Annotated in this window: 19 protein-coding genes and 1 pseudogene; 8 read left to right on the forward strand and 12 right to left on the reverse strand. The window is 41.7% G+C overall.

What is annotated here, in order from left to right; all coding sequences use genetic code 11:
- The 6 genes and pseudogenes from ACVBJC_RS10235 to ACVBJC_RS10260 form a co-directional block, all read left to right on the forward strand.
- A pseudogene (locus ACVBJC_RS10235) lies at positions 1-591 on the forward strand (hypothetical protein); the annotation flags it as partial.
- Positions 588-1,664: a glycosyltransferase family 2 protein gene (locus ACVBJC_RS10240; protein WP_447162289.1), complete on the forward strand. Its 1,077-nt coding sequence runs from the start codon at positions 588-590 to the stop codon at positions 1,662-1,664. The pseudogene ACVBJC_RS10235 and the gene ACVBJC_RS10240, both read left to right, overlap by 4 nt.
- A 191-nt stretch (positions 1,665-1,855) precedes the next feature.
- Positions 1,856-4,060: a WecB/TagA/CpsF family glycosyltransferase gene (locus ACVBJC_RS10245; protein ID WP_447162290.1), complete on the forward strand. Its 2,205-nt coding sequence runs from the start codon at positions 1,856-1,858 to the stop codon at positions 4,058-4,060.
- A 10-nt stretch (positions 4,061-4,070) separates the two neighbouring features.
- On the forward strand, positions 4,071-5,561 hold the full coding sequence (locus ACVBJC_RS10250) for a sugar phosphate nucleotidyltransferase (protein ID WP_447162291.1): 1,491 nt from the start codon (positions 4,071-4,073) through the stop codon (positions 5,559-5,561).
- Between the two features lie 120 nt (positions 5,562-5,681).
- Positions 5,682-6,137 (forward strand): adenylyltransferase/cytidyltransferase family protein, encoded by a 456-nt coding sequence (locus ACVBJC_RS10255; protein WP_447162292.1) that lies wholly within the window; start codon positions 5,682-5,684, stop codon positions 6,135-6,137.
- The gene (locus ACVBJC_RS10260; RefSeq protein WP_447162319.1) at positions 6,137-7,483 is read left to right on the forward strand and encodes a CDP-glycerol glycerophosphotransferase family protein; all 1,347 of its coding nucleotides are present in this window, start codon (positions 6,137-6,139) and stop codon (positions 7,481-7,483) included. Before ACVBJC_RS10255 ends, ACVBJC_RS10260 begins: the two co-directional genes overlap by 1 nt.
- Positions 7,484-7,957: 474 nt before the next feature.
- On the opposite strand, the gene rfbC (ACVBJC_RS10265) is transcribed toward ACVBJC_RS10260, so the two are convergent.
- The 4 genes from rfbC (ACVBJC_RS10265) to ACVBJC_RS10280 all read right to left on the reverse strand — a co-directional run bounded on the left by rfbC (ACVBJC_RS10265) (position 7,958) and on the right by ACVBJC_RS10280 (position 12,250).
- Entirely contained in the window at positions 7,958-8,524 is a 567-nt protein-coding gene (rfbC, locus tag ACVBJC_RS10265) for a dTDP-4-dehydrorhamnose 3,5-epimerase (protein WP_447162293.1), read from the reverse strand.
- Positions 8,525-8,960: 436 nt separating this feature from the next.
- Positions 8,961-9,527, reverse strand: a complete 567-nt coding sequence (gene rfbC / locus ACVBJC_RS10270; protein ID WP_447162293.1) for a dTDP-4-dehydrorhamnose 3,5-epimerase — start codon at positions 9,525-9,527, stop codon at positions 8,961-8,963.
- 311 nt (positions 9,528-9,838) lie between these two features.
- Positions 9,839-10,849 (reverse strand): NAD-dependent epimerase, encoded by a 1,011-nt coding sequence (locus tag ACVBJC_RS10275; protein WP_447162294.1) that lies wholly within the window; start codon positions 10,847-10,849, stop codon positions 9,839-9,841.
- Positions 10,850-11,083: 234 nt separating this feature from the next.
- The gene (locus tag ACVBJC_RS10280) at positions 11,084-12,250 is read right to left on the reverse strand and encodes a nucleotide sugar dehydrogenase (protein WP_447162295.1); all 1,167 of its coding nucleotides are present in this window, start codon (positions 12,248-12,250) and stop codon (positions 11,084-11,086) included.
- Between the two features lie 649 nt (positions 12,251-12,899).
- Here ACVBJC_RS10280 and ACVBJC_RS10285 point away from each other — a divergent pair.
- Entirely contained in the window at positions 12,900-14,360 is a 1,461-nt protein-coding gene (locus ACVBJC_RS10285) for an MBL fold metallo-hydrolase RNA specificity domain-containing protein (RefSeq protein WP_447162296.1), read from the forward strand.
- A 512-nt stretch (positions 14,361-14,872) separates the two neighbouring features.
- Here ACVBJC_RS10285 and rfbB read toward each other — a convergent pair.
- The 3 genes from rfbB to ACVBJC_RS10300 form a co-directional block, all read right to left on the reverse strand.
- Entirely contained in the window at positions 14,873-15,916 is a 1,044-nt protein-coding gene (gene rfbB, locus ACVBJC_RS10290) for a dTDP-glucose 4,6-dehydratase (RefSeq protein WP_447162297.1), read from the reverse strand.
- A 556-nt stretch (positions 15,917-16,472) separates the two neighbouring features.
- Complete coding sequence (gene rfbA / locus ACVBJC_RS10295; RefSeq protein ID WP_447162320.1) at positions 16,473-17,336, reverse strand: glucose-1-phosphate thymidylyltransferase RfbA; 864 nt, start codon at positions 17,334-17,336, stop codon at positions 16,473-16,475.
- 233 nt (positions 17,337-17,569) lie between these two features.
- Entirely contained in the window at positions 17,570-19,513 is a 1,944-nt protein-coding gene (locus ACVBJC_RS10300) for a polysaccharide biosynthesis protein (protein WP_447162298.1), read from the reverse strand.
- A gap of 374 nt (positions 19,514-19,887) precedes the next feature.
- Between ACVBJC_RS10300 and ACVBJC_RS10305 the strand changes: the two genes are divergently transcribed.
- The gene (locus ACVBJC_RS10305; RefSeq protein WP_447162299.1) at positions 19,888-20,190 is read left to right on the forward strand and encodes a hypothetical protein; all 303 of its coding nucleotides are present in this window, start codon (positions 19,888-19,890) and stop codon (positions 20,188-20,190) included.
- A gap of 219 nt (positions 20,191-20,409) precedes the next feature.
- On the opposite strand, the gene galU is transcribed toward ACVBJC_RS10305, so the two are convergent.
- The 5 genes from galU to ACVBJC_RS10330 all read right to left on the reverse strand — a co-directional run bounded on the left by galU (position 20,410) and on the right by ACVBJC_RS10330 (position 25,153).
- Complete coding sequence (gene galU, locus ACVBJC_RS10310; protein ID WP_447162300.1) at positions 20,410-21,288, reverse strand: UTP--glucose-1-phosphate uridylyltransferase GalU; 879 nt, start codon at positions 21,286-21,288, stop codon at positions 20,410-20,412.
- A gap of 155 nt (positions 21,289-21,443) precedes the next feature.
- Entirely contained in the window at positions 21,444-21,995 is a 552-nt protein-coding gene (locus tag ACVBJC_RS10315; RefSeq protein WP_447162301.1) for a sugar transferase, read from the reverse strand.
- On the reverse strand, positions 21,992-22,906 hold the full coding sequence (locus tag ACVBJC_RS10320) for an NAD-dependent epimerase/dehydratase family protein (RefSeq protein ID WP_447162302.1): 915 nt from the start codon (positions 22,904-22,906) through the stop codon (positions 21,992-21,994). Before ACVBJC_RS10320 ends, ACVBJC_RS10315 begins: the two co-directional genes overlap by 4 nt.
- Positions 22,903-23,727, reverse strand: a complete 825-nt coding sequence (locus ACVBJC_RS10325) for a glycosyltransferase (protein WP_447162303.1) — start codon at positions 23,725-23,727, stop codon at positions 22,903-22,905. The genes ACVBJC_RS10320 and ACVBJC_RS10325 overlap by 4 nt, the downstream gene beginning before the upstream one ends.
- A 226-nt stretch (positions 23,728-23,953) precedes the next feature.
- Positions 23,954-25,153: a glycosyltransferase gene (locus ACVBJC_RS10330; protein ID WP_447162304.1), complete on the reverse strand. Its 1,200-nt coding sequence runs from the start codon at positions 25,151-25,153 to the stop codon at positions 23,954-23,956.
- Between the last annotated feature and the right edge of the window lies 1 nt (position 25,154).

The raw sequence follows: 25,154 nt of genomic DNA on the forward strand, positions 1-25,154 counted from the left end.
CATGAGGCAAGCCCCGAAGCAATTACCAAACTAAGCCATGAGGCAAGCCCCGAAGCAATTGCCAAACTAAGCCATGAGGCAAGCCCCGAAGCAATTACCAAACTAAGCCATGAGGCAAGCCCCGAAGCAATTGCCAAACTAAGCCATGAACTAAGCCAGGAACAAAAATATTTTCAGTCTTTAAAGTTCATTATGTTACTGACAGTGCCACTTGTGAGCCTACAAACACTCCTTGCCCCAATGTACCTTCCTTTGGTTTACGGACAGAAGTGGATAGATGTCGGTGCGCTGCCAATATTTATTCTGCTGTGCTTAAGTGGTTTAGTTCGTCCACTTGGAGAAGCAGCCAGTCAATACCTTATTAGTATGGGTAGAAGCCAACTTAACCTGCTTTGCAACAGCGCTTTTACTCTTACTCTTGCTATCACGATTGGGTTTTCAAGCTACTGGGGGCTTCAAGCAGTTGCACTTGCAATCTTAATACTGCACGTCATTGCCATGCCAAGCTTTACCCTTTACCTAAAACTCAGCTCAAACGTTCAACGGGCCAAAGCCAAACACTTGCCCTCACCACTTAGAGGTTCACTATGACTGTTAACTCTTACCCCAAAAAACCAACTGCCGTAAAAGTATCCGTAGTTATGCCTGTCTATAATGTTGAGGCGTTTGTAGAGGATGCGATCAATTCAGTTCTTAGCCAGACCTTTGAAAATTTTGAACTAATCCTCGTCAATGATTGCTCTAGTGATTCAAGCTTACAAATCTGTCAGCAATTTAAAGAGGCTCGTATTCGGATTATTAATCACGAGTCCAACCTAGGTTTAGCGGCCGCTCGAAATACAGGTATTCGCCACGCAATAGGTCAATACGTAGCCTTTCTTGATTCAGACGACATGTGGCACAGCGAAAAACTGCAGCAACATATTAACCACCTAGATAATAACCCTGAAGTTGGTATCAGCTTCTCAAGGTCGCTATTCATCAGCTCTGAAGGCCAAAGAATGAATATCTACCAGATGCCGCAACTCACTAATATCAGCGCGCAAGATCTACTCTGCCGTAACCCTGTCGGTAATGGTTCGGCCCCAGTGATCCGTCACGAAACCCTCAGCGATATTCGCTATCAATCACTGAGTAAACATGTTCCCCATAGCTGTTATTTCGACGAAAATCTTCGTCAATCAGAAGATATCGAATGCTGGTTAAGGATCGTAACCACCACCCACTGGAAAATGGAGGGGCTGCCAGCACCTCTAACCTTTTATCGTTTAAACCCCCAGGGCTTATCCGCTGATTTGAACAAGCAATATGCCTCTTGGGAAACCATGATAAATAAAGCTACAGGCTATGCACCTGAGCTAATTTTTCAGTATGAAGCTAAGGCTAGAGCCTATCAATTGAGATATATTGCAAGGCAAGCCATCCGTAACAGAAACGGCAAAGAGGCCGTTAAGCGCCTGCATCAGGCCATTAAAATCGCACCCAGTATTATTGGTGCAGAAACCAGCCGAACTTTAGCGACCTTAGCCGCGGCTTACTTATTGAAATACCTACCACAGGCTGTTTATAACCGCTGTGAGAAACAAGCCCTATCCATACTCAGTTACATTCACAGGGTGAAAATCCATCAAGATGGTGTTAAGCCTGCATTGTTAAAACCCTAGCCAATTAATCCATTCGCAACCTGCCATGCAAGTTGCGAATGCTTAGCTCAACATAGCCACCTAAAAGCAAACACAATACCAAACCAATGATTTTCAACGAATTTAAATTTGGCGCTGTATATGCAACCTAACGATTAACTACATAAAAAAATATATAAAAATTAAGCCCAACTATTGGTAAGGACTCAACAATGAAAAAGACTAAACATAAAATAGAGTCTGCTGAAAAATCAACTTTAGAAGGTCACTCCTGCTTCAGTATTCGTTGCTTTGACCTTTGTGCAGCGCTATTGATGCTGCTACTGACCAGCCCATTAATCTTGTTTGGATTTGTAAGAAGCCTTACCGACAGAAACACTAGAAATACAACTATAGAAACCCTCTATATTGAAGCGGCTCAAATCCAGGAGCTTGACTTTAATACGACTAATGTTGCGCTAATAGGTTTGAAGCAATTTTCATACTCAGGTTGGTTCAAAAAACTGCCGATGCTCATTAACCTACTTAAGGGTGATATCACAATTTTAGGCACTCAATCGGTATTTGCATTTACAGCACCGAGTGAATTAAACAAAGTCGACACTGACAATACTGAACCCAAAAATGCAGCACGTAGCAAACCAAGCGCAACGTCTAAAAATAAAGGCACAGCAAACAACTCGTCAGTAAAGCCGTCAAATACGCGCTTTTACATCAAACCAGGGCTCACCTCATTTGAACAGATGAATGCAGCGACCGGCCTTTGCTTTGAATGTGCATCAACGTCACTCAACAAGGCTCACCAAAATTTAGCCCATTATCTGTTAGCACTCTTTAGAGCGCTTATCATCGCCACGCTCACTCGCGCAGTGTTTAACAAACCCACGAGCCACGACACTAAGATCACTGTTTTTGGCATACACCTAAATAACTGGACCATGAGCCAATTATTAAATGAGGTTCTACAGCAATGTAAAGCCCCCTCAAAGCCCATGCAGCAATTTAGTTTCGTCAATACAGACTGCCTTAATCGCAGCACTCAAAACGAGGCTTATCGCCAATGCTTACAACAAAGTGATTTGATTTTTGCCGATGGCATAGGTGTACGCCTAGCCTGCCTCAGCAAAGCTAAAGCACTAAAAGATAATCTAAATGGCACTGATATGTTTCCGCGCCTATGTGAGCTCGCCTCAAACAATCACTTATCGATTTTTATGTTAGGTGGGCGCGCTGGTATTGCAGAGCAAGCCGCTCACAATATGCAAGCGCAATATAAAAACCTTAAAATTGCAGGCTACCATCATGGCTACTTTGACTGCGACTCAAATAGCCCACAGAGCCTGGGTATTGTAGAGACAATTAACCAAACTAAAGCCGATATACTGTTAGTTGCCATGGGCGCACCACAACAAGAACTGTGGCTAGCGGCGAATAGAGCCAAGCTCAATTGCGCTGTAGGAATAGGAGTGGGTGGGCTTTTTGATTTTTACGCTAATCGAATTAAGCGTGCCCCTCTCTGGTTAAGACAAATAGGGTTTGAATGGAGTTACCGTTTACTGCAAGAGCCCAAAAGAATGTGGAAACGCTACATTCTTGGTAACCCAAGCTTTCTATATCGCGTTTGGCATGAAAATAATCAACTAAAAAAGCTACGCATCCATAAGGAAAGTGTTGATGCCAAAACTGCAACACAACTCACCAGCAGCCAACTCAAAACTAAGCTTCACAATGCAACAAGAAAAAACCAGGCGATGCCACAGTTTGATTTAAAACAAGCCAATACTCGCCGCGCCATTTTCAACATGCACCAACGTATTAACTGCGCCTGCAAGCGTTCGCTTGATGTATTTATATCATCAAGCCTACTCATACTGCTGTCACCTTTTTTACTCTTCACTATCGTGCTGATTAGACTTGAATCCAGAGGCGGCGCGCTATACAGCCAAACACGAGCAGGCCGTAATAACAGTCCATTTATTATGTGGAAGTTTCGCTCCATGTATCAAGATGCCGAGCAGAGACAGGCATCACTCACCACCGCAAATGAAATGAATGGCGGAGTGATCTTCAAAATGAAAAAAGACCCTAGGATCACTAAAGTAGGTTACTTCATCCGTAAAGCTTCTATCGATGAGCTACCTCAGTTATGGAATGTGCTCAAAGGGGATATGTCGTTAGTCGGGCCACGCCCGCCCCTTATGACTGAAGTAAAGCAATATAGCCAGCACCATAGAAATCGATTAATGATAAAGCCTGGAATAACCTGTATTTGGCAAGTCTCCGGTCGCTCAACCATTGCATTTGAACAGCAGGTTGAACTAGATATTGACTATATCTATCAACAATCTTTCACCGCTGATCTGCTTATCCTCATCAAGACCATCCCTGCGGTTATTTTCGCCCGCGGCGCGTATTAAGGAGCTGTTTATGCAAGCTATTATTTTTGCAAATCGCCACGGGCAAGAGTTGGCACCACTAAACCAATACTATAATCCAGCACTATTGCCCATTAGCAATAAGAGCGTTATCGAATATACCCTAGAAGATCTCGCCAGCGCAGGGGTTAAGCAGGTAAAACTCATTGTCTCAACGCATATCGCTGCAATAAAAGCATTAGTCGGCAACGGCGAGTTCTGGGGCTTAGAAGTTGACTATTTTCTTAGCCGAGAACAGGAAGATGCTTCGAAAGTGCTGGCTCGATTGGCTGTAGATAAAACAGAATCTGTATTAGTTGCACGCGGCGATATGCTGAGAAGCCCGTGTATCAAAGCATTTGTTGAGTTCAGCCAACAGATGAAACAAAGTCTGGTCATTGCCAAGATGAATAACCAAAATGCAGGCCTAATGATGCTGCCTGCGGCAGCCTCACATACCGAGATGCTTAACTGGCCGCTGACCAATCAGGTTGTCATTCCAAGCGATGCCTCAGCGGTATTAAACGAACCCGTGACTCAAATCCTGCATGGTGAATGCTTCATGCTCACAAGTCTTAATGCCTATATGCAGGCTAATCAAGCGATGGCAATCGCAAAAATAATAGGAATTAGCCCTAAGGGACGATTTTACAGTAGTGCAGACCAAGCAAACGGTTTTTACGTGGGAGCAAAAACTAAAACCGGCCCATTGAGAATGCAAAATGCCTGGGGGGTCATTGGTGACAATACCTGGATTGATGAAAGTGTAGATCTGCAGCAAAGCTGTATTTTAGGTAAGAACTGCCTTGTAGATGCGCAATCGAGTCTTAAAAACTGCATTATTCTAGATGACTCTTATGTGGGCAAAGGGCTCAACGTTAATAATGCCATTGTGTGTAAGAATACACTGATCACACCCGGGAATGGTGGCGCGATCAAGCTCAATGATGACAGCATTTTGGCTAAAAACCATACCCTCGCTAACACTGAAAGCGTGACCCTTTGCGATAGAAGTATTGCTCTTTTTCTTCTTTGTATTGGATTAGTGTTTAGCCCGCTCATTGCAACTTATTGTTTAGTTAACGCCAAAAACAATACGTTAACGAGAGGGGTATCAATTAGAAAGCCGCTAATTAAAGAGAAAGTCACATTAAATAATAAGCACTACAGCTGCTGGCGCTGGAATGTTAAGTCGCTATGGATGAGTCGCCTCCCCCAGCTCTACCTCGTTGTTTTAGGCCGATTAAGCCTTATCGGTCGTAGCCCATTTATCAAACCTATCAACCCCTTTAGTGCCTATGAATACGGGATCTACGGCCCACTACAACTATTAATACACTCAGCCGTTGAAGACGCCTCTGCAACGTTCCCTGAAGAAGAATGCGATTTAATCGAGGATGAATTCGCGCAGCCCTTACAAAAACATAAGTATTGGCAACTCATCAAATATGTTTTTAACCGCTCTAAACAATTACGAATACATAACCAGCTAGAACAGAATTAAAGCCGAACCTAAAGCATGAGCCAAAACATGCGCCTAAAACATGCGCCTAAAACATAAGTTTCAACATAAGCAAAAGTAGCCAAATTGACATTAGCAAGATAAGCCAAGCGGGAGATCATTATGAAAACAATCATCACTTACGGCACATTCGATCTTTTTCACTATGGACATGTGCGCCTGTTTAAGCGATTAAAAGCACTCGGCGATCGTTTAATCGTGGCAGTTTCGACAGACGAATTTAATGCTTTAAAAGGTAAGGCCGCATTTTTTAGCTACTTTCAACGAGCTGAAATCGTCGAAGCTTGCCAATATGTCGATATGGTAGTACCAGAAACCCATTGGAATCAAAAAGCAAAAGATATATGTGCATATGATGTCAGTATTTTTGGCATGGGTAACGACTGGAAAGGTAAATTTGATGATCTGTCACTATTGTGTGAGGTTATTTACTTAGATCGAACCGGTGAGATCTCAACAACTGAGATTAAAAATAACCTAGCATTACCTAAACAAACCAGTGATGGTAATGACACAGCTTCAACACCGTTGCAGCAATCCAAAAAGATAAACAAATGATGACATACTCTATTTTAGACTGGCTAAAAGCAATACTCAGAAAGCTCATATTCATGCTATCTGGCCTTGCTCCGCGCACATCTAAAAAAGCGGTATTTGGAAGTTATAAAGAGGGCTTTAGTGACAACAGCAAATACTTGTACCTGCATTGGCAGCAGACAAAATTCATCCGTTGCATCTGGATAAGTGGCAATAAGGCTGTGATCACGCAGCTACAAAGCCAGAACCTAGAGGCTTATTATCGCTGGTCATTTAAAGGTATTTACCACAGCTTAACGGCTAAATACTTTTTTTATAATAGTTACATTGGCGATATTAATCAGTGGCTTGCTAATGGTGCAGTAAAGATAAACTTATGGCATGGCTTGCCGATGAAGAAAATTGAATTTGATATAACAACAGGCCCCATGGCCGAAGTTTTTAATCCTAAAAGCCAACTAGCCCAGTGTAAACAATGGCTACTTGCCCACCAGCAACGGACAATGCCTGACTTAATGTTGAGCCCAAGTCCGCTAATCGATTCGCTTTTTTGCAGTGCATTTAGACTCAGCAGCTCACAGCTCTTGCGTGCAACCAATCCAAGAACCGACTACTTTACACTCGGCTACGCCATAAAAAGTGAAATAGAAAGCGATTCACCAGTCAAAGGTTCAACAGAACAATACCCAACAAGTGGTGAACCGAGTCCGAGCACGCTAACTCAATCCATTAAGTCACTGCTCGCAGTCCATCTAACTCAGCCAAGTGAGCCTGCACCGCAGCCACACATTATTTTATACGTTCCGTCGTGGCGTGACAGCCATCAGGAAGGCAACCCGTACAGCAAAGCATTCAACTGGCAGCAATTATCAAATCACTTAGTGGCTAATAATCAGTTGTTTCTATTACGCCTACATCCCAATGAGGCGGCACTTGCTGATGAGCTTACAAGTTACGCTAACATTATCAATATTACGCCGTTAGAAGATGTATATAGTTTATTGCATCAGGTGGACCTACTCATTACAGACTACTCATCTTTATTTATTGATGTACTACCACAAGGTACGCCAATCTGCTTCTATCGCTTTGATGAACAACATTACCAACGAGATTGCCGAGATATCTACGACTACGCCACAAAGTTGCCAGAGTTCGCACCTAAATGCACAAATTTTGATGAGTTATTAAAGCAGCTAGAACCAGAGACTATCGCCGCACGGAGATCTAATGCTATAGACAGTGGACAAAGGGCTAATCAAACTAGTTATAAAAATAACTATCAAGCAGTAACAGAACTATTTTGGGGAAAGGACACGCCAAATGCATTTGAAGCTTTGGAAGAAAGAATAGGTTCTAGCTCCTAGAACCTCGAACGCTTCGCTGCTAGGAAAAACAAAAGCAAAAGAATTGACGGCATAAATGCCGACCTACTTAAACATTTAGAGCCTAGGTTCTAGAACGTTCGCAAGCTCACTGCGAGGGCGCTTCGCTGCTAGAAAAATCAACAGCAGAACAGCAGTTCCTTAGGGGTTAAATTAACTTGTCGGCTCTTGCATGTCAGTCTTTGTATTGTGGCTTCCCCCGGTTCTTCCACCTTCACTCTATTTGACTTTTGCAACTCATAACCATCGCTTTTGCTTGTATAGCATCTAGCAGGAGCAGGTGCAAAGCGACGCTCTCACCAGCCGTAGGCTGTACTAGCAGGCCAGAGGCCGATCTTCTTAGCTTTTAACCGTCAGCGAAGCGTTCCGTAAGTAAGCCTGCGAACGTTCCGTATACCGTAAGGCCGCAGGCCGTTCCGCTTTTACGTCTTAGCTTCTACCATCTTTTGCTCTTAACTAGGACCTAGTACCTGCTCTTCCTAGGACCGTCTCAGCCTTTTTATCTTTCTCCGATAAAATCGGCTTAGCCCCCTCTTCTAACGGCCATAGGATATCTAATTGAGGATCATTCCAGGCAATAGTTCTTTCAAACTCTGGCGCATAGTAATCGGTACATTTGTAAATAATGTCGGCGTAATCACTTAAAGTTAAAAAACCATGAGCAAAACCCGGGGGGATATACATTTGCAGTCTATTTTCGGCAGATAAAATTTGCCCAAACCACTGACCGTAGGTTTTTGAATCTTCACGAATATCAACCGCGACATCAAAAATACTACCAGCTGTTACACGAATAAGCTTACCTTGAGCTTGTTGCAGTTGATAATGCAGGCCTCGCAGTACATGCTTTTTCGATCGACTCATATTCTCTTGCACAAAGCTCGGGCAAGCCATGCCAACTTCAGCAAATAGCGCCTCAAACTCTGATTGACGAAAGGTTTCCATAAAAAAGCCCCGTTCATCACCAAATACTTTGGGCTCAATCAGCAACACATCAGGAATTAGGGTAGGTATTAGTTTCATCATATTCTTTTAAATAAAGGCTTGGACTAGGACCTAGGTTCTAGGTTCTAGGACCTAGGGCACTTCGCTCCGAGGACGGCCTTCAGCCTGCTAGGAAAATCAACAACAGAACAGCAGCACCTTGGGGTGTAAATTAACTTGTCAGCTCTTGCATGTCAGTCTTTGTATTGTAGCTTACCCCGGTTCTTCCACCTTCACTCTATTTGACTTTTGCAACTCATAACCATCGCTTTTGCTTGTATAGCATCTAGCAGGAGCAGGTGCAAAGCGACGCTCTCACCAGCCGTAGGCTGTACTAGCAGGCCAGAGGCCGATCTTCTTAGCTTTTAACCGTCAGCGAAGCGTTCCGTAAGTAAGCCTGCGAACGTTCCGTATACCGTAAGGCCGCAGGCCGTTCCGCTTTTACGTCTTAGCTTCTACCATCTTTTGCTCTTAACTAGGACCTAGTACCTGCTCTTCCTAGGACCGTCTCAGCCTTTTTATCTTTCTCCGATAAAATCGGCTTAGCCCCCTCTTCTAACGGCCATAGGATATCTAATTGAGGATCATTCCAGGCAATAGTTCTTTCAAACTCTGGCGCATAGTAATCGGTACATTTGTAAATAATGTCGGCGTAATCACTTAAAGTTAAAAAACCATGAGCAAAACCCGGGGGGATATACATTTGCAGTCTATTTTCGGCAGATAAAATTTGCCCAAACCACTGACCGTAGGTTTTTGAATCTTCACGAATATCAACCGCGACATCAAAAATACTACCAGCTGTTACACGAATAAGCTTACCTTGAGCTTGTTGCAGTTGATAATGCAGGCCTCGCAGTACATGCTTTTTCGATCGACTCATATTCTCTTGCACAAAGCTCGGGCAAGCCATGCCAACTTCAGCAAATAGCGCCTCAAACTCTGATTGACGAAAGGTTTCCATAAAAAAGCCCCGTTCATCACCAAATACTTTGGGCTCAATCAGCAACACATCAGGAATTAGGGTAGGTATTAGTTTCATCATATTCTTTTAAATAAAGGCTTGGACTAGGACCTAGGTTCTAGGTTCTAGGACCTAGGGCACTTCGCTCCGAGGACGGCCTTCAGCCTGCTAGGAAAATCAACAACAGAACAGCAGCACCTTGGGGTGTAAATTAACTTGTCAGCTCTTGCATGTCAGTCTTTGTATTGTAGCTTACCCCGGTTCTTCCACCTTCACTCTATTTGACTTTTGCAACTCATAACCATCGCTTTTGCTTGTATAGAATCTAGTAGGAGCAAAGCGACGCTCTCGCAGTGACATAGTCACTTCCTCGAAGCGCAGCGATCTTCTTAGCTTTTTAAGTAATACTCTTTATACCATTCAACAAACTTCTGTACGCCTTCTTCGACGCTAGTTTGTGGCTTATAGCCTACAGTCTTGAATAAGTCTTCAGTATCGGCCCATGTTGAATGTACATCGCCAGGCTGCATATCCATCATATTTTTAATGGCTTCAATACCTAACGATTTTTCAAGCGCAGAGATGTAATCCATTAGTTGAACAGGGCTACCATTACCGATATTAAACACACGGTAAGGTGCGGAGCTCGTTGCTGGAGTGCCCGAATCACTTGACCAATCTGGATTAGCGGCAGGAATACTGCCTTGGATACGGATGATGCCTTCAACGATATCGTCGATATAGGTAAAATCGCGGCTTAAGTTGCCATGGTTATAAACATCAATCGCTTCACCTTTCACTATCTTATTGGTGAACTTAAGTAGCGCCATATCAGGGCGTCCCCAAGGACCATAAACAGTAAAAAATCTAAGCCCTGTCGTTGGCACACCATAAAGATGCGAATAAGTATGTGACATCAACTCATTGGCTTTTTTAGTCGCAGCATACAGCGAGATAGGATGATCAACACTGTCGTCAGTCGAGAACGGCATTTTTGAATTAAGGCCATAGACAGAGCTTGAAGAAGCATAAACCAAATGCTCAATCTTATGGTGACGACACCCTTCTAAAATGGTCAAGTGGCCAACCAAATTACTGTCGGCATAGGCCATAGGGTTATCGATTGAGTAGCGCACACCCGCTTGCGCCGCGAGGTGAATCACTCTATCAAAACCTTGCTCTGCAAACAGCGCTGCAATGCCTTCTCTATCTGCTAAATCTAATTTTTTAAATGAAAAAAGAGCCTGAGACTCTAAATTTTTAAGGCGGTCCAGTTTTAGGTTAACATCGTAATAATCATTTATGTTATCGATACCAACTACTTCATGGCCAGCAGCACATAAACGTTCACTGACTTTTGAGCCGATAAAACCTGCTGCACCTGTTACTAAATACTTCATAAAATTCTCTTTTGTTAAAAGAAGACCCTAGATACTAAGACGTTCGCAAACTCTCTGAATAGCAAGGTTCTAGGACCTAGGACGCTTCGCTCCGAGGACGGACTACGTCCTACTAGGGAAATCAAAAACAAAACAGCGTTGCCTTTGACCTTGCAGCTCTTTCCCGCTTTTCCGTCTTAGCTTGTACCTAGAACCTAGAACCTTTCTTTTCCCTAGGACCTTCTCAGCTTTGCCTCAATCCGACCCAAACAAGTCTCGTGTATAAACTTTATCAGCAACATCGGCTAACTCTTCAACCATACGGTTCGATACAATGACATCTGAAACTTGCTTAAACTCTTCTAAATCTTGCATCACGCGAGAGTTAAAAAATTCGGGCTCTGTCAGCACAGGCTCAAATACTACAACCTCAATGCCTTTAGCCTTAATGCGCTTCATAATGCCTTGAATAGAAGACGCGCGGAAATTATCTGAGCCTGACTTCATAATTAGGCGGTAAACACCGACAACTTTAGGTTGTTTTTTAATAATTGAGTCAGCAATAAAATCTTTACGCGTCGAGTTAGCATCAACAATTGCGCTAATCAGGCTATTTGGTACGTCAGCATAGTTTGCACGTAATTGCTTGGTGTCTTTTGGTAAGCAGTAACCACCATAACCAAATGATGGATTGTTGTAGTGCGAGCCAATTCGAGGGTCTAAACCGACACCTTCAATAATTTGACGCGCATCCAAACCATGCGATTCAGCGTAACTATCTAACTCATTGAAATACGCGACACGCATTGCAAGATAAGTATTAGAGAAAAGTTTAACCGCTTCAGCTTCTGTTGAATCAGTGAAAAGAATATCAATATTTTCTTTAATCGCCGCATTCGCAAGTAAGTTAGCAAATACTTCAGCGCGCTCAGAGCGCTCACCGATAATAATACGAGAAGGATGTAGGTTGTCGTAAAGAGCGCGCCCTTCACGTAAAAACTCAGGTGAGAAGATGATATTCTGAGTATTATATTTTTGTTTAACTGACTCAGTGTAACCTACTGGTACAGTTGATTTAATCACCATCACAGCATTAGGGTTAATAGCGAGTACATCTTGAATGACCGCTTCAACAGATGAGGTATTAAAGTAGTTTGACACGGTATCGTAATCGGTAGGCGTCGCAATAATCACGTACTCAGCATCTTGATAGGCTAGCTTTTTATCTAACGTTGCCGTTAAATCGAGCTTGTGATGAGCTAAGTAATCTACAATTTCTGTATCTGCTATAGGTGAAAAACCTTGGTTAATCATCTCAATTTTTTCGGCTACAATGTCCACAGCCACCACTGTGTTTTTCTGCGCTAGAAGTACCGCGTTCGATAAACCAACGTATCCAGTTCCTGCTATAGCAATTTTCATTATTAAACCCACAAAATATTGTCGGCGTAAAATAGCACTCAAGAAGCAAAAAGTCTTGTTTTAGGCCACATTTTTACCGCTAAGACGAGGTACAGCAAAGACGAACGCTTCGCTCACGGATAACGGAACGTTCGCAAGCTCACTCACAGAATGCTCCGCTTAAAGTGCAAACCGATACGGTGCTAAGACCTCGGACGTTTCTAGGTCGGAATGCGCCTGGTGTAGGTTGGGCTTTAGCCCATCAACAACATAAAACATCAAAGAAAAGCTGACGGCATAAATGCCGACCTACATTCAAGAAGCTCCTAGATTTGGGGTTATAACCGTCAGCGAAGCGTTCTGTAGGCCAAAGGCCGTTCCATCTTTGCTTATCGTCTTTGCTCGTACCTAGGAACTAGAACCTGCTTTTCCTAGGACCTTCTTAGCCTTTAACCGTCAGCGAACCGTTCTGTAGGCCAAAGACCGTTCCACCTTTGCTTATCGTCTTTGCTTACCGTCTTTGCTCGTACCTAGGACCTGCTTTCCTAGTACCTAGGGCCTTCTTGCTTTAAGCTCGTATAGAATCTAGCAGGAGCGTAGCGACGCTCTAGCCGTGGCGGAGCCACGTTCTAGTCTCTGCCCCCTAATAACAACGATAAGGAAGTCATTTATGCAAATCATCCATCATGGTGCTGTTAATGGAGTAACAGGTTCATGCCACCAGCTTAATATCAACTCCAACTCAAGTATTCTCATTGACTGCGGCTTATTTCAAGGCGCTGAAACAGCAGGACAAACCGCAGGAGACCAACTCCAAATAGAATTTGACTTAACCCATATCACTGCACTAATTGTTACTCACTGCCATATTGATCATGTTGGTAGAATCCCATATCTGCTTGCCGCAGGTTTTGATGGCCCGATATATGCGACATCAGCAACTGCAGCCCTCCTTCCCATGGTGATAGAAGATGCACTCAAAATAGGCGTCACCAGAAATCAGCGATTAATTAGTTTGTATTTAAAGCGCTTACAACAATTAATTAAGCCTATTGATTATGGCCAATGGTTTACCCTGGAGGTGAATCACTGTGACTGCGGCTTTCAACAAGCTAAAGCAAGGTTTAACGTCGCTGGGCACATTCTGGGGTCGGCCTATGTTGAAATAGAACTGAGTAATAATTCGCTAGCTTACAGTGACGGTGACAATCACAATGACAATGACAAAGACAAAGACAAAGACAAAGACAAAGACAAGCACCTCATCGTATTTTCAGGTGACTTAGGAGCCAGTAACACGCCGCTATTACCAAGCCCGAGAAGCCCATTACGGGTAGACACCTTAGTGATAGAGTCAACCTATGGCGATAAAAACCACCTTAATCGCGAAAGACGAGCTGAAAGCTTACGCCGAGTGATTGAGAAATCAGTCAACGACAACGGCGTAGTACTCATTCCAGCCTTCAGCATTGGGCGCACCCAGGAGCTACTGTACGAGCTAGAGCAAATCATCTTTGAGCAACAACACAACCCTATGTGGCAAAGTATCGATATCATTGTCGACTCGCCCATGGCAGCAAACTTTACCGAGCAATACATAAAGTATAAAAAACTGTGGGATTCTGAAGCCAAAGCCGTATTAACCCAGCAGCGCCATCCGCTCGATTTTAATCAGCTTTACACCATAGATAGCCACCAAGATCACTTAGCGGTAATCAACTACCTTTCAAGCAGGCAAAAACCTGCGGTGGTAATTGCAGCAAGCGGGATGTGTACAGGCGGGCGAATCGTCAACTATCTACAGCGATTTTTAGCCCAGCCCACTGCAGATATTCTATTTGTGGGATACCAAGCAAAAGGAACGATAGGACGGGATATTCAGACATACGGGCCAAACGGAGGCTACGTCTATATTGAAGGGGATAAAATCGATATCAAAGCAGGAGTACATACCATCAGCGGCTATTCAGCCCATGCAGATCAACAAGACCTGATAAACTTTGTCGAAGGCATACAGAATAAGCCTAAACACATACGCATCGTCCACGGCGATTCAGATGCCAAACAAGCGTTAGCTGATAAATACCGGCAACTCTTACCTAACGCAGAGATTGAAATAGGAACAAGCTAAGACTATAAAGCCAAAGCTATTCACCACAAAGGACACGGAGCGCTACGCTGCACGAAGAAAAGTAACATCAAGACCAACTAAAAATAGCGCTAATCTTTTGCTCTACGCACTTCTCCGTGTCCTCCGTGAAAGCGAAGCGCTTCGTGGTGAGAATACTCTTCATGCTGTAATCAAAAGCCAAAAGCTATTCACCACAGAGGACACGGAGCGCTACGCGACACGAAGAAAAGCAACATCAAGACCAACTAAAAATAGCGCTAATCTTTTGCTCTACGCACTTCTCAGTGTCCTTCGTGAAAGCGCTTCGTGGTGAGAATACTCTTCATGCTGTAATCAAAACAGGCCGTTCGCTTTACCCTCCCAGCTTGTACCGTCTTAGCTCTTACCTAGGACCTGCTTTTCCTAGAACCTCGCACCATCTTAGAGCCAACCGTCAGCGAAGCGTTCTGTAAGTGAGCTTGCGAACGTTCCGTATACCATAATCCGCTTTCCCGTCTCAGCCTTTATCGACTTTAAACCATCTTTGCTTTTACCGCCGCTTTTACATACAACTCTACGGTTTTACGTAACCCAGATTCAAACGTCTCCGTCGCCTTCCAGCCTAACTCGCTTTGGATCTTACTAGAGTCAATTGCGTAACGAACATCATGCCCTAGTCTATCTTCAACATAAGTAATGAGCCCTTTAAATCCCTCAGCATTACAACTCCCCTTTAATGAATTAGGGTTTTCAGGGGCTAACTCCTCTAGAAGCTCACAAATCAGGTTAACGACATCAATATTACGCTTCTCACAGTTGCCACCAATATTATAGGTTTCACCAACTTTACCCTCAGTTAACACCGCATAAAGCGCCCTGACATGGTCCTCCACGTATAACCAATCACGTACCTGCTGCCCATTACCGTATATTGGAATAGTCTCACCGGCTAATGCATTACATATCGTTTGAGGAATGAGTTTTTCGTGATGCTGAAAAGGACCGTAGTTATTAGAGCAATTGGTCACAACAATAGGCAAACCATAGGTTCTATGCCACGCCCGAACCAAATGATCTGATGCCGCTTTGCTAGCAGAATATGGCGAGCTAGGATCATACCTAGTTTGTTCGGTAAATAATTCACCGTCAGCTAAGTCACCAAATACTTCATCGGTAGATACATGATGAAACCGAAACGCACACTTTTTATCTTCTTTGAGTGAAGCGTAGTATGCACGACTAGCTTCAAGAAGAGTGTATGTACCAATAATATTGGTTTGCATAAATTCTGCAGGACCATCAATAGAACGGTCTACGTGGCTCTCAGCAGCTAAGTGAATAATGGCATCAGGTTGATACTGTATAAGTAATTTGTCTATTAACGCCCTATCACAAATGTCACCTTGCACAAACGCATAGCGATTCGATAATTCAACGTCAGCTAAAGACTCCGAATTACAGGCATAAGTCAGTTTATCGAGATTAACCACAACACTATTGGTGTACTTAATGAGGAAGCGAACCAGAGCTGAGCCAATAAACCCAGCACCACCGGTGATCAAGATGACCTTATCCATTTACTACCAACTCAAAATTAAATTTAACAACAACGTCTAAATTGACGGCATAAGCGATAACCTACAGCATCGTTGTAGGTTGGGCTTTAGCCCATCAATAAGCATCACACAACGACACAAAGCTGACGGTATAAATACCGACCTACTTTAAAAAGAAGGTCCTAGGTTTGAGGTTCTAGGGTCTAGAACCTTGTGTCTAACCGTCAGCACAGCGTTCCGTAAGTGAGCCTGCGAACGTTCCGCAGGCAGTTCGATTTCCCGTCTCTGCTTATTCCGGCTTTAATCGTCTCGACTTGTACTGCTTCGCTTTACGTAGATTGGGCTTTAGCCCATCAAAACATAGAACAAAAGCTGACGGCATAAATGCCGACCTACATTCAAAGACGGTCCTAGGTTTGAGGTTCTAGAGTCTTGTTTCTAACCGTCAGCGCAGCGTTCCGTAAGTGAGCCTGCGAACGTTCCGCAATCCGTAAACTCACAAGCTGTTCCTTATACCTAGAACCTGCTTTTCCTAGAACCTAGGACCTTCTCTGCTTTTACCTAGAACCTTCTTTGCTTATTCAATTAAAGACAGTAAGTATTGTCCATAGCTATTACTCAACATAGGTTGTGCAAGACGCTCAATATCATTATCAGTTAACCAACCACTTCGCCAGCCAATCTCTTCTAAACAAGCAACTTTCAACCCTTGCACCGTTTCAATCGTTTGAACAAAAGCAGAGGCTTGTTGCAAACTATCAAACGTGCCAGTATCTAGCCATGCAAAGCCGCGCCCTAGTCTTTCTACCTGTAATTCTCCCTGCTTTAAATAAGCTTGGTTAATATCGGTGATCTCTAGCTCATATCGTTTAGATGGCATTAGGTTTTTAGCGATATTGACGACTCTATTATCGTAAAAATAGAGCCCGGTTACCGCCCAATTAGATTGAGGCTGTAACGGCTTTTCTTCAATCGATAATGCTTTAAAGGATTTATCAAACTCAACAACACCAAAGCGCTCAGCTTGCTGGACTTGATACGCAAAAATAGTGGCACCAGATTGCTTTTTGGCCGCCGACTTTAAAGCTTCACTAAACCCTTGGCCATAAAAAACATTATCACCAAGGATCAAACAAACATTATCATCACCAATAAAATCCTCTGCAATCACAAATGCCTGAGCAATACCTTCAGGCCTTATTTGAACGGCAAAAGACAGACGTACGCCAAAATCACGACCATCACCGAGTAAACGTTGAAACAAGGTTAACTCATCAGCAGTCGTAATAACCAAAATATCTCGAATCCCTGCAAGCATTAGGACTGATAACGGATAATAGATCATCGGTTTATCGTAAACAGGGAGCAACTGCTTAGACACACCTCGCGTGATAGGATAAAGCCGTGAACCCGTTCCACCGGCTAACACAATCCCTTTCATCATAGCTTGGCTTTTATCGGTACTTTTCAAAGTCTGCCCCATAATTAAACATATTAATGAAATCAAAACTTGATTGGTTCAGCATTCTAACGCTAGGCCCAATTAATCAAAAACAGTTGCGATATGCATGTATAAATCAGCTTTGTACGCTTAACATGTTTCCTCAAAAAACAAAAAAGCCAACTCGATGAGCTGACTTTTCGTTAAATAACATCATTAATTAAGTCGATAATTTAATTAACTATTGAGAACACATTTTTGTCTTCGTCGCTCTGTGCAGTATCATGCTCACCTTGCTGCCACACTAAATCACAAATACCGTCGGTAGGATTAAAACCGGTAGGTGCGCTCAGTAGAATGTCTCTAATCGTTTCATGCTGAAACTCATGGCATGCCATATCAAGTCGTGAAAGGATCACTTCAAGCTCATGCCAAGGTAAACATAACTCATTGGCCGTCATAATACGTTCATGATCTGTGCCCGTCACATCATCACCAATAAGCAGCTCTTCATATAGCTTTTCCCCAGGACGAAGCCCACTAAATTCAATACTAATATCGCCTTCAGGATTAATATCATCTTTAACTTCAAAACCGCTTAAACGGATCATTTTTGCAGCAAGATCGACAATTTTAACTGAACTGCCCATGTCCAAAACAAACACATCACCGCCTTTGCCCATTGCGCCCGCTTGAATAACCAATTGTGATGCTTCTGGTATCGTCATGAAGAAACGAGTGATCTCTGGATGCGTTACCGTAACAGGGCCGCCTGTTGCAATCTGCTTTCTAAACAAGGGTACCACTGAGCCTGACGAGCCAAGCACATTACCAAAACGCACCATACAAAAACGTGTATTATGCGATTCATTCGCTAGCGCTTGCAAAGAAAGCTCTGCCAGGCGCTTAGTTGTGCCCATAACATTGGTAGGGCGAACCGCTTTGTCCGTAGAAATGAGCACGAACGTTTCCACATTTGCTGCTATTGCTGCTTGTGCGGTGTACAGCGTACCAAATACATTGTTACGTACGCCTTCTACTACATTATGTTCAACTAACGGCACGTGTTTGTAGGCCGCCGCATGATAGACAGTTTGAACCTCAAATGCTTCCATGACAGCTTTTATACGGTTTTTACGCTGTACAGAGCCCAACATTGGATAGATTTCAATCTCTAACCCAAGGCTTGAAGCCAAAGCAGAAAGCTCACGTTCAATTGAATACAAGCCAAACTCAGACAGCTCAAATAATACAAGTTTCTTGGGGGCTTGCTTGATAATCTGTCGGCATAGCTCAGACCCTATAGAGCCACCTGCGCCAGTCACCATCACCACTTTATCTTTAATGTTAGCAGTCATCAAATCATCACGCGGCCTAACACTATCACGACCCAGAAGATCATCAATCTCAACTTCTTTTATGTCACTATAAAGCTTATTACCGCTGACCAAATCAGCCATTGCCGGTAAAGTCAGTACCTGCACTGCAAGTTGCTCTAATGACAATAAAATCTCTTTACGGCGCGAACGCGAAACACTCGGCAATGCCAGTAGCACCTTGGTCGCCTGCTTTTCTCTGATAAGCTTGCGCATAATGGATGGCGAATGCACGTGTACACCTTGAATAACCGTGCCATGTAATGTTGTGTCATCATCGACAAAGGCAAAAGGATAATACTCATGGCTTTGTACTAAAGCCGTTACCAGTTGGCGACCACTTACACCAGCGCCATATATAATTACCGGCTCACCGATACGCTTCATTCCTGTACCGACAAAAGCTCGCACCATGGTGCGAGTGCCACCAATAAAAACCAGTGCAAAGGCGGAATAGATAACGGGTACTGTTCTTGGAAGTTGTGAATCGAAATAATAAGCAACCAGTACTAAGCTGATTGTAGATACGACAACACCCAATATAATCGCGCTAAGTGCTTGTAATCCCATATAACGTAATACCGCACGATATAAACCGAGTTTGGCAAAACCAAGAATACTAAGCGGCACCACGCTTGCGATAAGTAACCAATATGAGCCATTCGTCAGCGCACTGATATCATCCACGCGGACAAGAACAGCTCCCCAAAACGCTATCACTAAAAATAACGAGTCAATTAACACACTCACAATCCGTTTTTCCACTCGTTTTAATGAAAACAAGCACTGCAAAAAATCCATTTTTTGATCCATTTGGCAAGAAGGCTTCATAAGAAATGACTACTTAATTACTGAAGAAATGATTATATAACGCCGCCGATAATAACATATATTGGTGGGGATATACTGCTACTACTTAACGAAAAGATACCGAGTACCTTGCTCATCATTGCTTTCACTATCTTCTCTACTTAGTTAGTGCGTTTAGATTAAGAATCATAGCGAGCTAAATCACTACTAACACCCTAGTTTCATAAGCAAAGTACCAAAGCAGTGGAAGGGCTGCTTTATCGTCCGCTTTTGGACTACGATGAGAAGCACTGAAATGCATGGGTTGGAATGGCAGCATTTTGATTTTGACCATCGACTCACCCAGATTAGACAAAACTGGGTCAATGGCAAAACATGTAATGTTAAAACGCCATGATTACCAGGAAGAGCAGCGTCGAGAACTTAAAATGTATGAGTCGGTGTATGAGGCATTTAAGCGGGTGAAAGAGGCAAGCCAATCAGATTCAAACTTTGTGTTTACCGGCCCATCAGCCACACCATTAGAAACCCACTTTGTGAGTAGAAAACTCTGGTATCCGACACTAAAAAAGGCAGGGTTAAAACTACGACGCCCATATGAAACACGTCATACCGCGGCTGTACTGCATATAGAACACATGAAATCCGCTTTATACATCTCGAAATAAGAGTCAAATGCTCGGTCATAGCGATACGAGGCTACTGTTGATGTGTATGCACCTTATGTAGCTAATGCTTCTAGAACGGACGGAAAGGCTTTTGATTCGCTGATGAGGGATGGAGGGCTGACCTAATAAAGTACTGAATATAAACCATTTTTATAACTGGTCAATATAAAGCAAAAAGCCAACTCAATATGAGTTGGCCTTATGTTTTAGAAGAGCTAGCTAGAGCAATTCACGAACAAGTTCTTTAAAGTCGCTACCGAGCTTTTTATCACGAAGTCCATAGGCTACAAAAGCCCGCATATATCCCAACTTGTCACCACAATCATGTGATTCACCAGTCATATGAAATGCTTCGACTCTATCTTGCTCTATAAGCATTTCAATAGCATCTGTTAACTGTATTTCATCACCCGCACCCGTTGGAGTTTTAGCCAATAAATCCCATATTTTTTCTGATAGTACATACCGACCTACAACAGCAAGATTAGATGGGGCATTATCAATCGAAGGCTTCTCTACCATCCCTTTAATTTGAGCAACCTCCCCTTGTGCTAACTCAACACCACCACAGTCTGCTATACCGTATTTATGTACTTCATCTGTAGGTACTGGAGAAACCATAATTTGGCTAGCCGAACTAGCTTTATATCGCATTATCATTGCGGCTAAATTATCTTTCTTTTGTTCAGCCGTATACTCATCAAGAATAACGTCAGGCAATACAACGGCAAACGCATGATCGCCAATACAAGGCTTAGCACATAAAATCGCATGACCAAGTCCTTTAGCCTCTCCTTGCCTAACATGCATAATCGTCACGTTCGGAGGACAAATAGACTGAACTTCTTCAAGCAATTGACGTTTAACACGTCGTTCTAATGTAGCCTCAAGTTCAAAAGATGTATCAAAATGATTTTCAATCGCATTCTTACTTGCGTGAGTTACTAAAACTATCTCAGTAACTCCCGCCGATACACATTCATTAACGATGTATTGAATGAGTGGTTTATCGACGATTGGTAACATCTCTTTAGGTATAGCTTTTGTGGCTGGCAACATACGTGTACCCAGACCAGCAACAGGAATAACAACTTTCATAAATCATCCAAATGTATGAGACTTAATTACTTTTACTAATTCTTTAAAAAATGGAAAATAAAACTCCGCAAGTAATTAAGTTAAAGGACAAATCCTAAAAACATAAAAGGCCCATGAATGGTTAACATTCGATACTTGAAATAAATCAGATAAATCTATTTTTTTATTGCATCGCCGGATCCACTTCCCGTAACCGTCATCATGATGTACTTGAAGTAATCCTTAACATTGAGACTATCGATCATTTTTTTGTCAGTTTGTGCTAACAAAGCAGGTGTGGACATATCAATATTTTGAACCTGAGCTAAACCTGTAACACCAGGTAAAACATCATAAACACCTAATGCATCACGCTCTTTAATCAATTCTTCTTGGTTAAATAAATTTGGACGAGGACCCACCAGGCTCATTTCACCTTTAACCACATTAATTAGTTGCGGTAACTCATCAATCTTAGTCTTACGCAAAAAATTACCTAATGTGGTAATTGAAGCGTTGTTAGCTAAATGACTAGCCACTGATTTTGTTTCAACGGACATAGTGCGAAACTTTATCAATTTAAAGGGCTTTTTATTCTGACCCACACGGGTTTGAACAAAAATAGGCGAACCAGTATCAAACATACCAATAATAGTTACAATAAGTAACACAGGCCAAAGAAACAACAAGCCAAAGAAAGCGGCTAAAAAATCTATAAAACGAATCATTTTGTTTTCTCAGAAAGTGAAGCCATTGCTTGCTCCATGGTGTAAGGGGGAGCCCAGCTTAAAATTTCTTGCGCATTAGATGAATCAACCTGTAAATTACCGAATAGTTGTTCCATTACTTCGGACTTACCAAGCATACGCGAAGCAAACGATATAAGACTAATTGGGATAGGAAGTTGAATTAAAGGCTTGCCTAGCCCTCTTGCTATCGCATTTGTAAACTCTTTAATAGAGACCGACATACCATCAGAAGCTAAAAAGATATGCCCAGCCGCATTTGGATGATTCGCACAAGTAAGCAATAAATCGCCCAAGTTTTGTAGAGAAATAAAATCACGCTTATTTTTTGACAAACCAAAAGGAAGTACCGGTGATTTTTGAACTAGCCTTTTTAATAAACCAAAATTGCCAGGCGCGTTAGGACCATAGACTAGGGTTGGACGTATGATGACTAACTCCATTCCTGTTTCATTAGATATTTTTTTCAATTCTTCTTCTGCTTGGAATTTATAATTTGCAAAATCTCCCTGTGGATTAGGTTTACTATCGATTGAGAAAGTTCCATCTATAGAATTTCTTCCATTTACCAGAATTGAACTCACAAAAATAAAACGCTTAACGCCAGAGTTTGCAGCTTCCCTTGCCAAATGAAGAGTTCCAAATAAATTAACATCTCTATATTCACCCAGTTCACTTGATTTTGAATGCGCTATACCAGCTAAATGTAATACAGAATCTATATCGTCAAAAGCTCCATTCCAAATGGTTTTAGAGCTAAATGCATCAATAAAAAAATTGTCGACCTCTAGTAAATTTGGATTATTTCTAACTACACACCTAAACAGACTAGGGTTCCTTGCATATAAATAACTACCGATAAACCCGCCACTCCCCGTTAAAAGAATCTTCACTTTAACCGTCTCGAATTTATATATACTGAGCTCAAAATTTTATTTGGAAGTAAACGAGGTAAGGAGCGAATGACAAAAAAAAGATATGCCTTATATTTATACTTCGGAAAAAGTTTAACCTTTGCCCGTACTATATTCGCTTCGTAACCTATATAATTTAGACCAGAACGCCGAACCATTAACTCCTTCCCTGTTCTTGCATGTACAAGAGACGATTGAATATTGTAACCAATATAGTTATGAGATAATAATCTAAGCCACAAATACCAATCTTCCATAGATTGCATGTGCTGATACCCACCTACAGCCAAAACAGCACTTTTTTTGAACATTACGGTCATATGATTAAAGGGGGATTTTAAAATGGCATTTTTAACAATATCGGCATTACTTTCAGACACCTTACGCTTAGAAATAAAAGCTTTGCTCTCACATTCGATCTCATCAATTTGACTACCACAGATTGAAATACTTGAATCATCTTTAAAAATTTTAAGTTGTTCCTCAAACCTAGAGGATAAATTAATATCATCCGTATCGACTCGAGCAACCAAATCAAACTTGCATTTAGAAAGGCCTACATTAAGAGCCTTTCCTAAACCAACATTTTTTTCTAATTTTACTATACAAAAATCTGCAAACTTATCTTCCCACTTATAAACCACACTTAAAAGTTCATCAGATACAGGACCATCGAGCACCAAGACTATTTGATTAGGTAGACAAGTCTGAGTAACTAGAGAATCAAAACAATCATCTAAATATTTACTTTTCTCTGCATGATAAAGCGACATTAAAACACTAAAATTAAGTTCTGACATATTAAAACCACCAACTACACCATAATAAAAAATTTGAGCGAAAATATAAAAATAGATTCAAAATATAATATACCAATAGATAATCAACAAAAGATTCTCTTATTATACAGTTAACTTTTGAATCAAAATAAGTAATGAAGTAATCAACAATAAAATACATCGACTACTATTTAATTGATTACTTCACCATATGATTAAAGTGCTACATGTTACTTTATGAAGAAACCTAAATTAGCTTCTCCCACTGCTTTATGACGTTAACACTATCGAATCTCGACAAGTTTGACCTTTTAATGACCACCTCTGGTTCGATATTTAACTCTAAGAGTCTAGACATTTTACTAGATACCTCTTCTATTAACCTGTCATTATCCTGCAACAGTTCAACCAACACATCATTACCCCACGAATTAAGAATTTCACTTGGGCCAGTTGGGCAATTAGTTGAGATCACCGGAGTACCAAGAGACAGCGACTCAATCAACACTGTTGGAAGTCCTTCTGAATCGGAAGATAATACCAATAAAGAAGCAGAAGCCATTAAAGGATAAGGGTTACTAACAAACCCTAAAAAATGTACATTTTTTAAAATACCTAGTTCCTCAGCAAGAACCTTAAGCTCACATTCCTTATCTCCTAAGCCTACAATAACCAAATCAAAAGACTCAACAATCCTTTTATTTAGTGAAAATGCTCGAATAATTCTATCGACTCTTTTCCTTTCGGTTAACGTAGACACTGATAAAATATATGGTTTTCGAATCTCCGCCGGTTCAATTAACGAGTGAGAATGAATTTTATTAAAATCGAAGGAATTATAAATAACAATATTTGTATCATCATTTCCGATTCCAAGTCCAATCAGCTCAGTTTTTATTCCCTCTGAAACCGAGACAGTTGAAACCCCGTTAAATATAAACTTTAACGGTAAAACACTATAGAAATTTTTCCTTGAGAAAACTTCTTCAGGGCTATTATGGAAAAATGGAAAATACTTACCAGGAAGTTTGGAAAGAAACCAATGCCGTTCAACACCAATATAAATATTACTATTAAGTATTAAATCAAACTTTTGCTTATGAAAAAATTTCCATACAGAAAAACAATAAAATGGATATAACAAGAAAAATTTTGAATCCCGCACAAACCTGAATAACGACTTAACCTTCATATTCTTAACGGTTTTTACAGTTTTATTTGACTCACAAATTAAAGTGTTTGAGCTATAATGATGACGATAAATACCAAAAAGACTCCAGTGAAAAATATTGATTTCCGAATTAACCTCAAAATCAATATTATCAACTCGGTCTAAAAGGATGGTAACATCATGGCCTTTTTCAATTAAGCTTTCAGATAAATTAAGTAGAACTCTAGCTCCACCGGTCCCACTCAATGCATTATTAATAAATAAGAAACTAGCCACT

Source organism: Shewanella sp. 0m-6 (genome assembly GCF_052977325.1).

Coding starts and splice junctions, on each gene's coding strand:
- ACVBJC_RS10240 (WP_447162289.1), top strand. CDS start 588: ATGACTGTTAACTCTTACCCCAAAAAACCAACTGCCGTAAAAGTATCC.
- ACVBJC_RS10245 (WP_447162290.1), top strand. CDS start 1,856: ATGAAAAAGACTAAACATAAAATAGAGTCTGCTGAAAAATCAACTTTA.
- ACVBJC_RS10250 (WP_447162291.1), top strand. CDS start 4,071: ATGCAAGCTATTATTTTTGCAAATCGCCACGGGCAAGAGTTGGCACCA.
- ACVBJC_RS10255 (WP_447162292.1), top strand. CDS start 5,682: ATGAAAACAATCATCACTTACGGCACATTCGATCTTTTTCACTATGGA.
- ACVBJC_RS10260 (WP_447162319.1), top strand. CDS start 6,137: ATGACATACTCTATTTTAGACTGGCTAAAAGCAATACTCAGAAAGCTC.
- rfbC (WP_447162293.1), bottom strand. CDS start 8,524: ATGAAACTAATACCTACCCTAATTCCTGATGTGTTGCTGATTGAGCCC.
- rfbC (WP_447162293.1), bottom strand. CDS start 9,527: ATGAAACTAATACCTACCCTAATTCCTGATGTGTTGCTGATTGAGCCC.
- ACVBJC_RS10275 (WP_447162294.1), bottom strand. CDS start 10,849: ATGAAGTATTTAGTAACAGGTGCAGCAGGTTTTATCGGCTCAAAAGTC.
- ACVBJC_RS10280 (WP_447162295.1), bottom strand. CDS start 12,250: ATGAAAATTGCTATAGCAGGAACTGGATACGTTGGTTTATCGAACGCG.
- ACVBJC_RS10285 (WP_447162296.1), top strand. CDS start 12,900: ATGCAAATCATCCATCATGGTGCTGTTAATGGAGTAACAGGTTCATGC.
- rfbB (WP_447162297.1), bottom strand. CDS start 15,916: ATGGATAAGGTCATCTTGATCACCGGTGGTGCTGGGTTTATTGGCTCA.
- rfbA (WP_447162320.1), bottom strand. CDS start 17,336: ATGAAAGGGATTGTGTTAGCCGGTGGAACGGGTTCACGGCTTTATCCT.
- ACVBJC_RS10300 (WP_447162298.1), bottom strand. CDS start 19,513: ATGGATTTTTTGCAGTGCTTGTTTTCATTAAAACGAGTGGAAAAACGG.
- ACVBJC_RS10305 (WP_447162299.1), top strand. CDS start 19,888: ATGGCAAAACATGTAATGTTAAAACGCCATGATTACCAGGAAGAGCAG.
- galU (WP_447162300.1), bottom strand. CDS start 21,288: ATGAAAGTTGTTATTCCTGTTGCTGGTCTGGGTACACGTATGTTGCCA.
- ACVBJC_RS10315 (WP_447162301.1), bottom strand. CDS start 21,995: ATGATTCGTTTTATAGATTTTTTAGCCGCTTTCTTTGGCTTGTTGTTT.
- ACVBJC_RS10325 (WP_447162303.1), bottom strand. CDS start 23,727: ATGTCAGAACTTAATTTTAGTGTTTTAATGTCGCTTTATCATGCAGAG.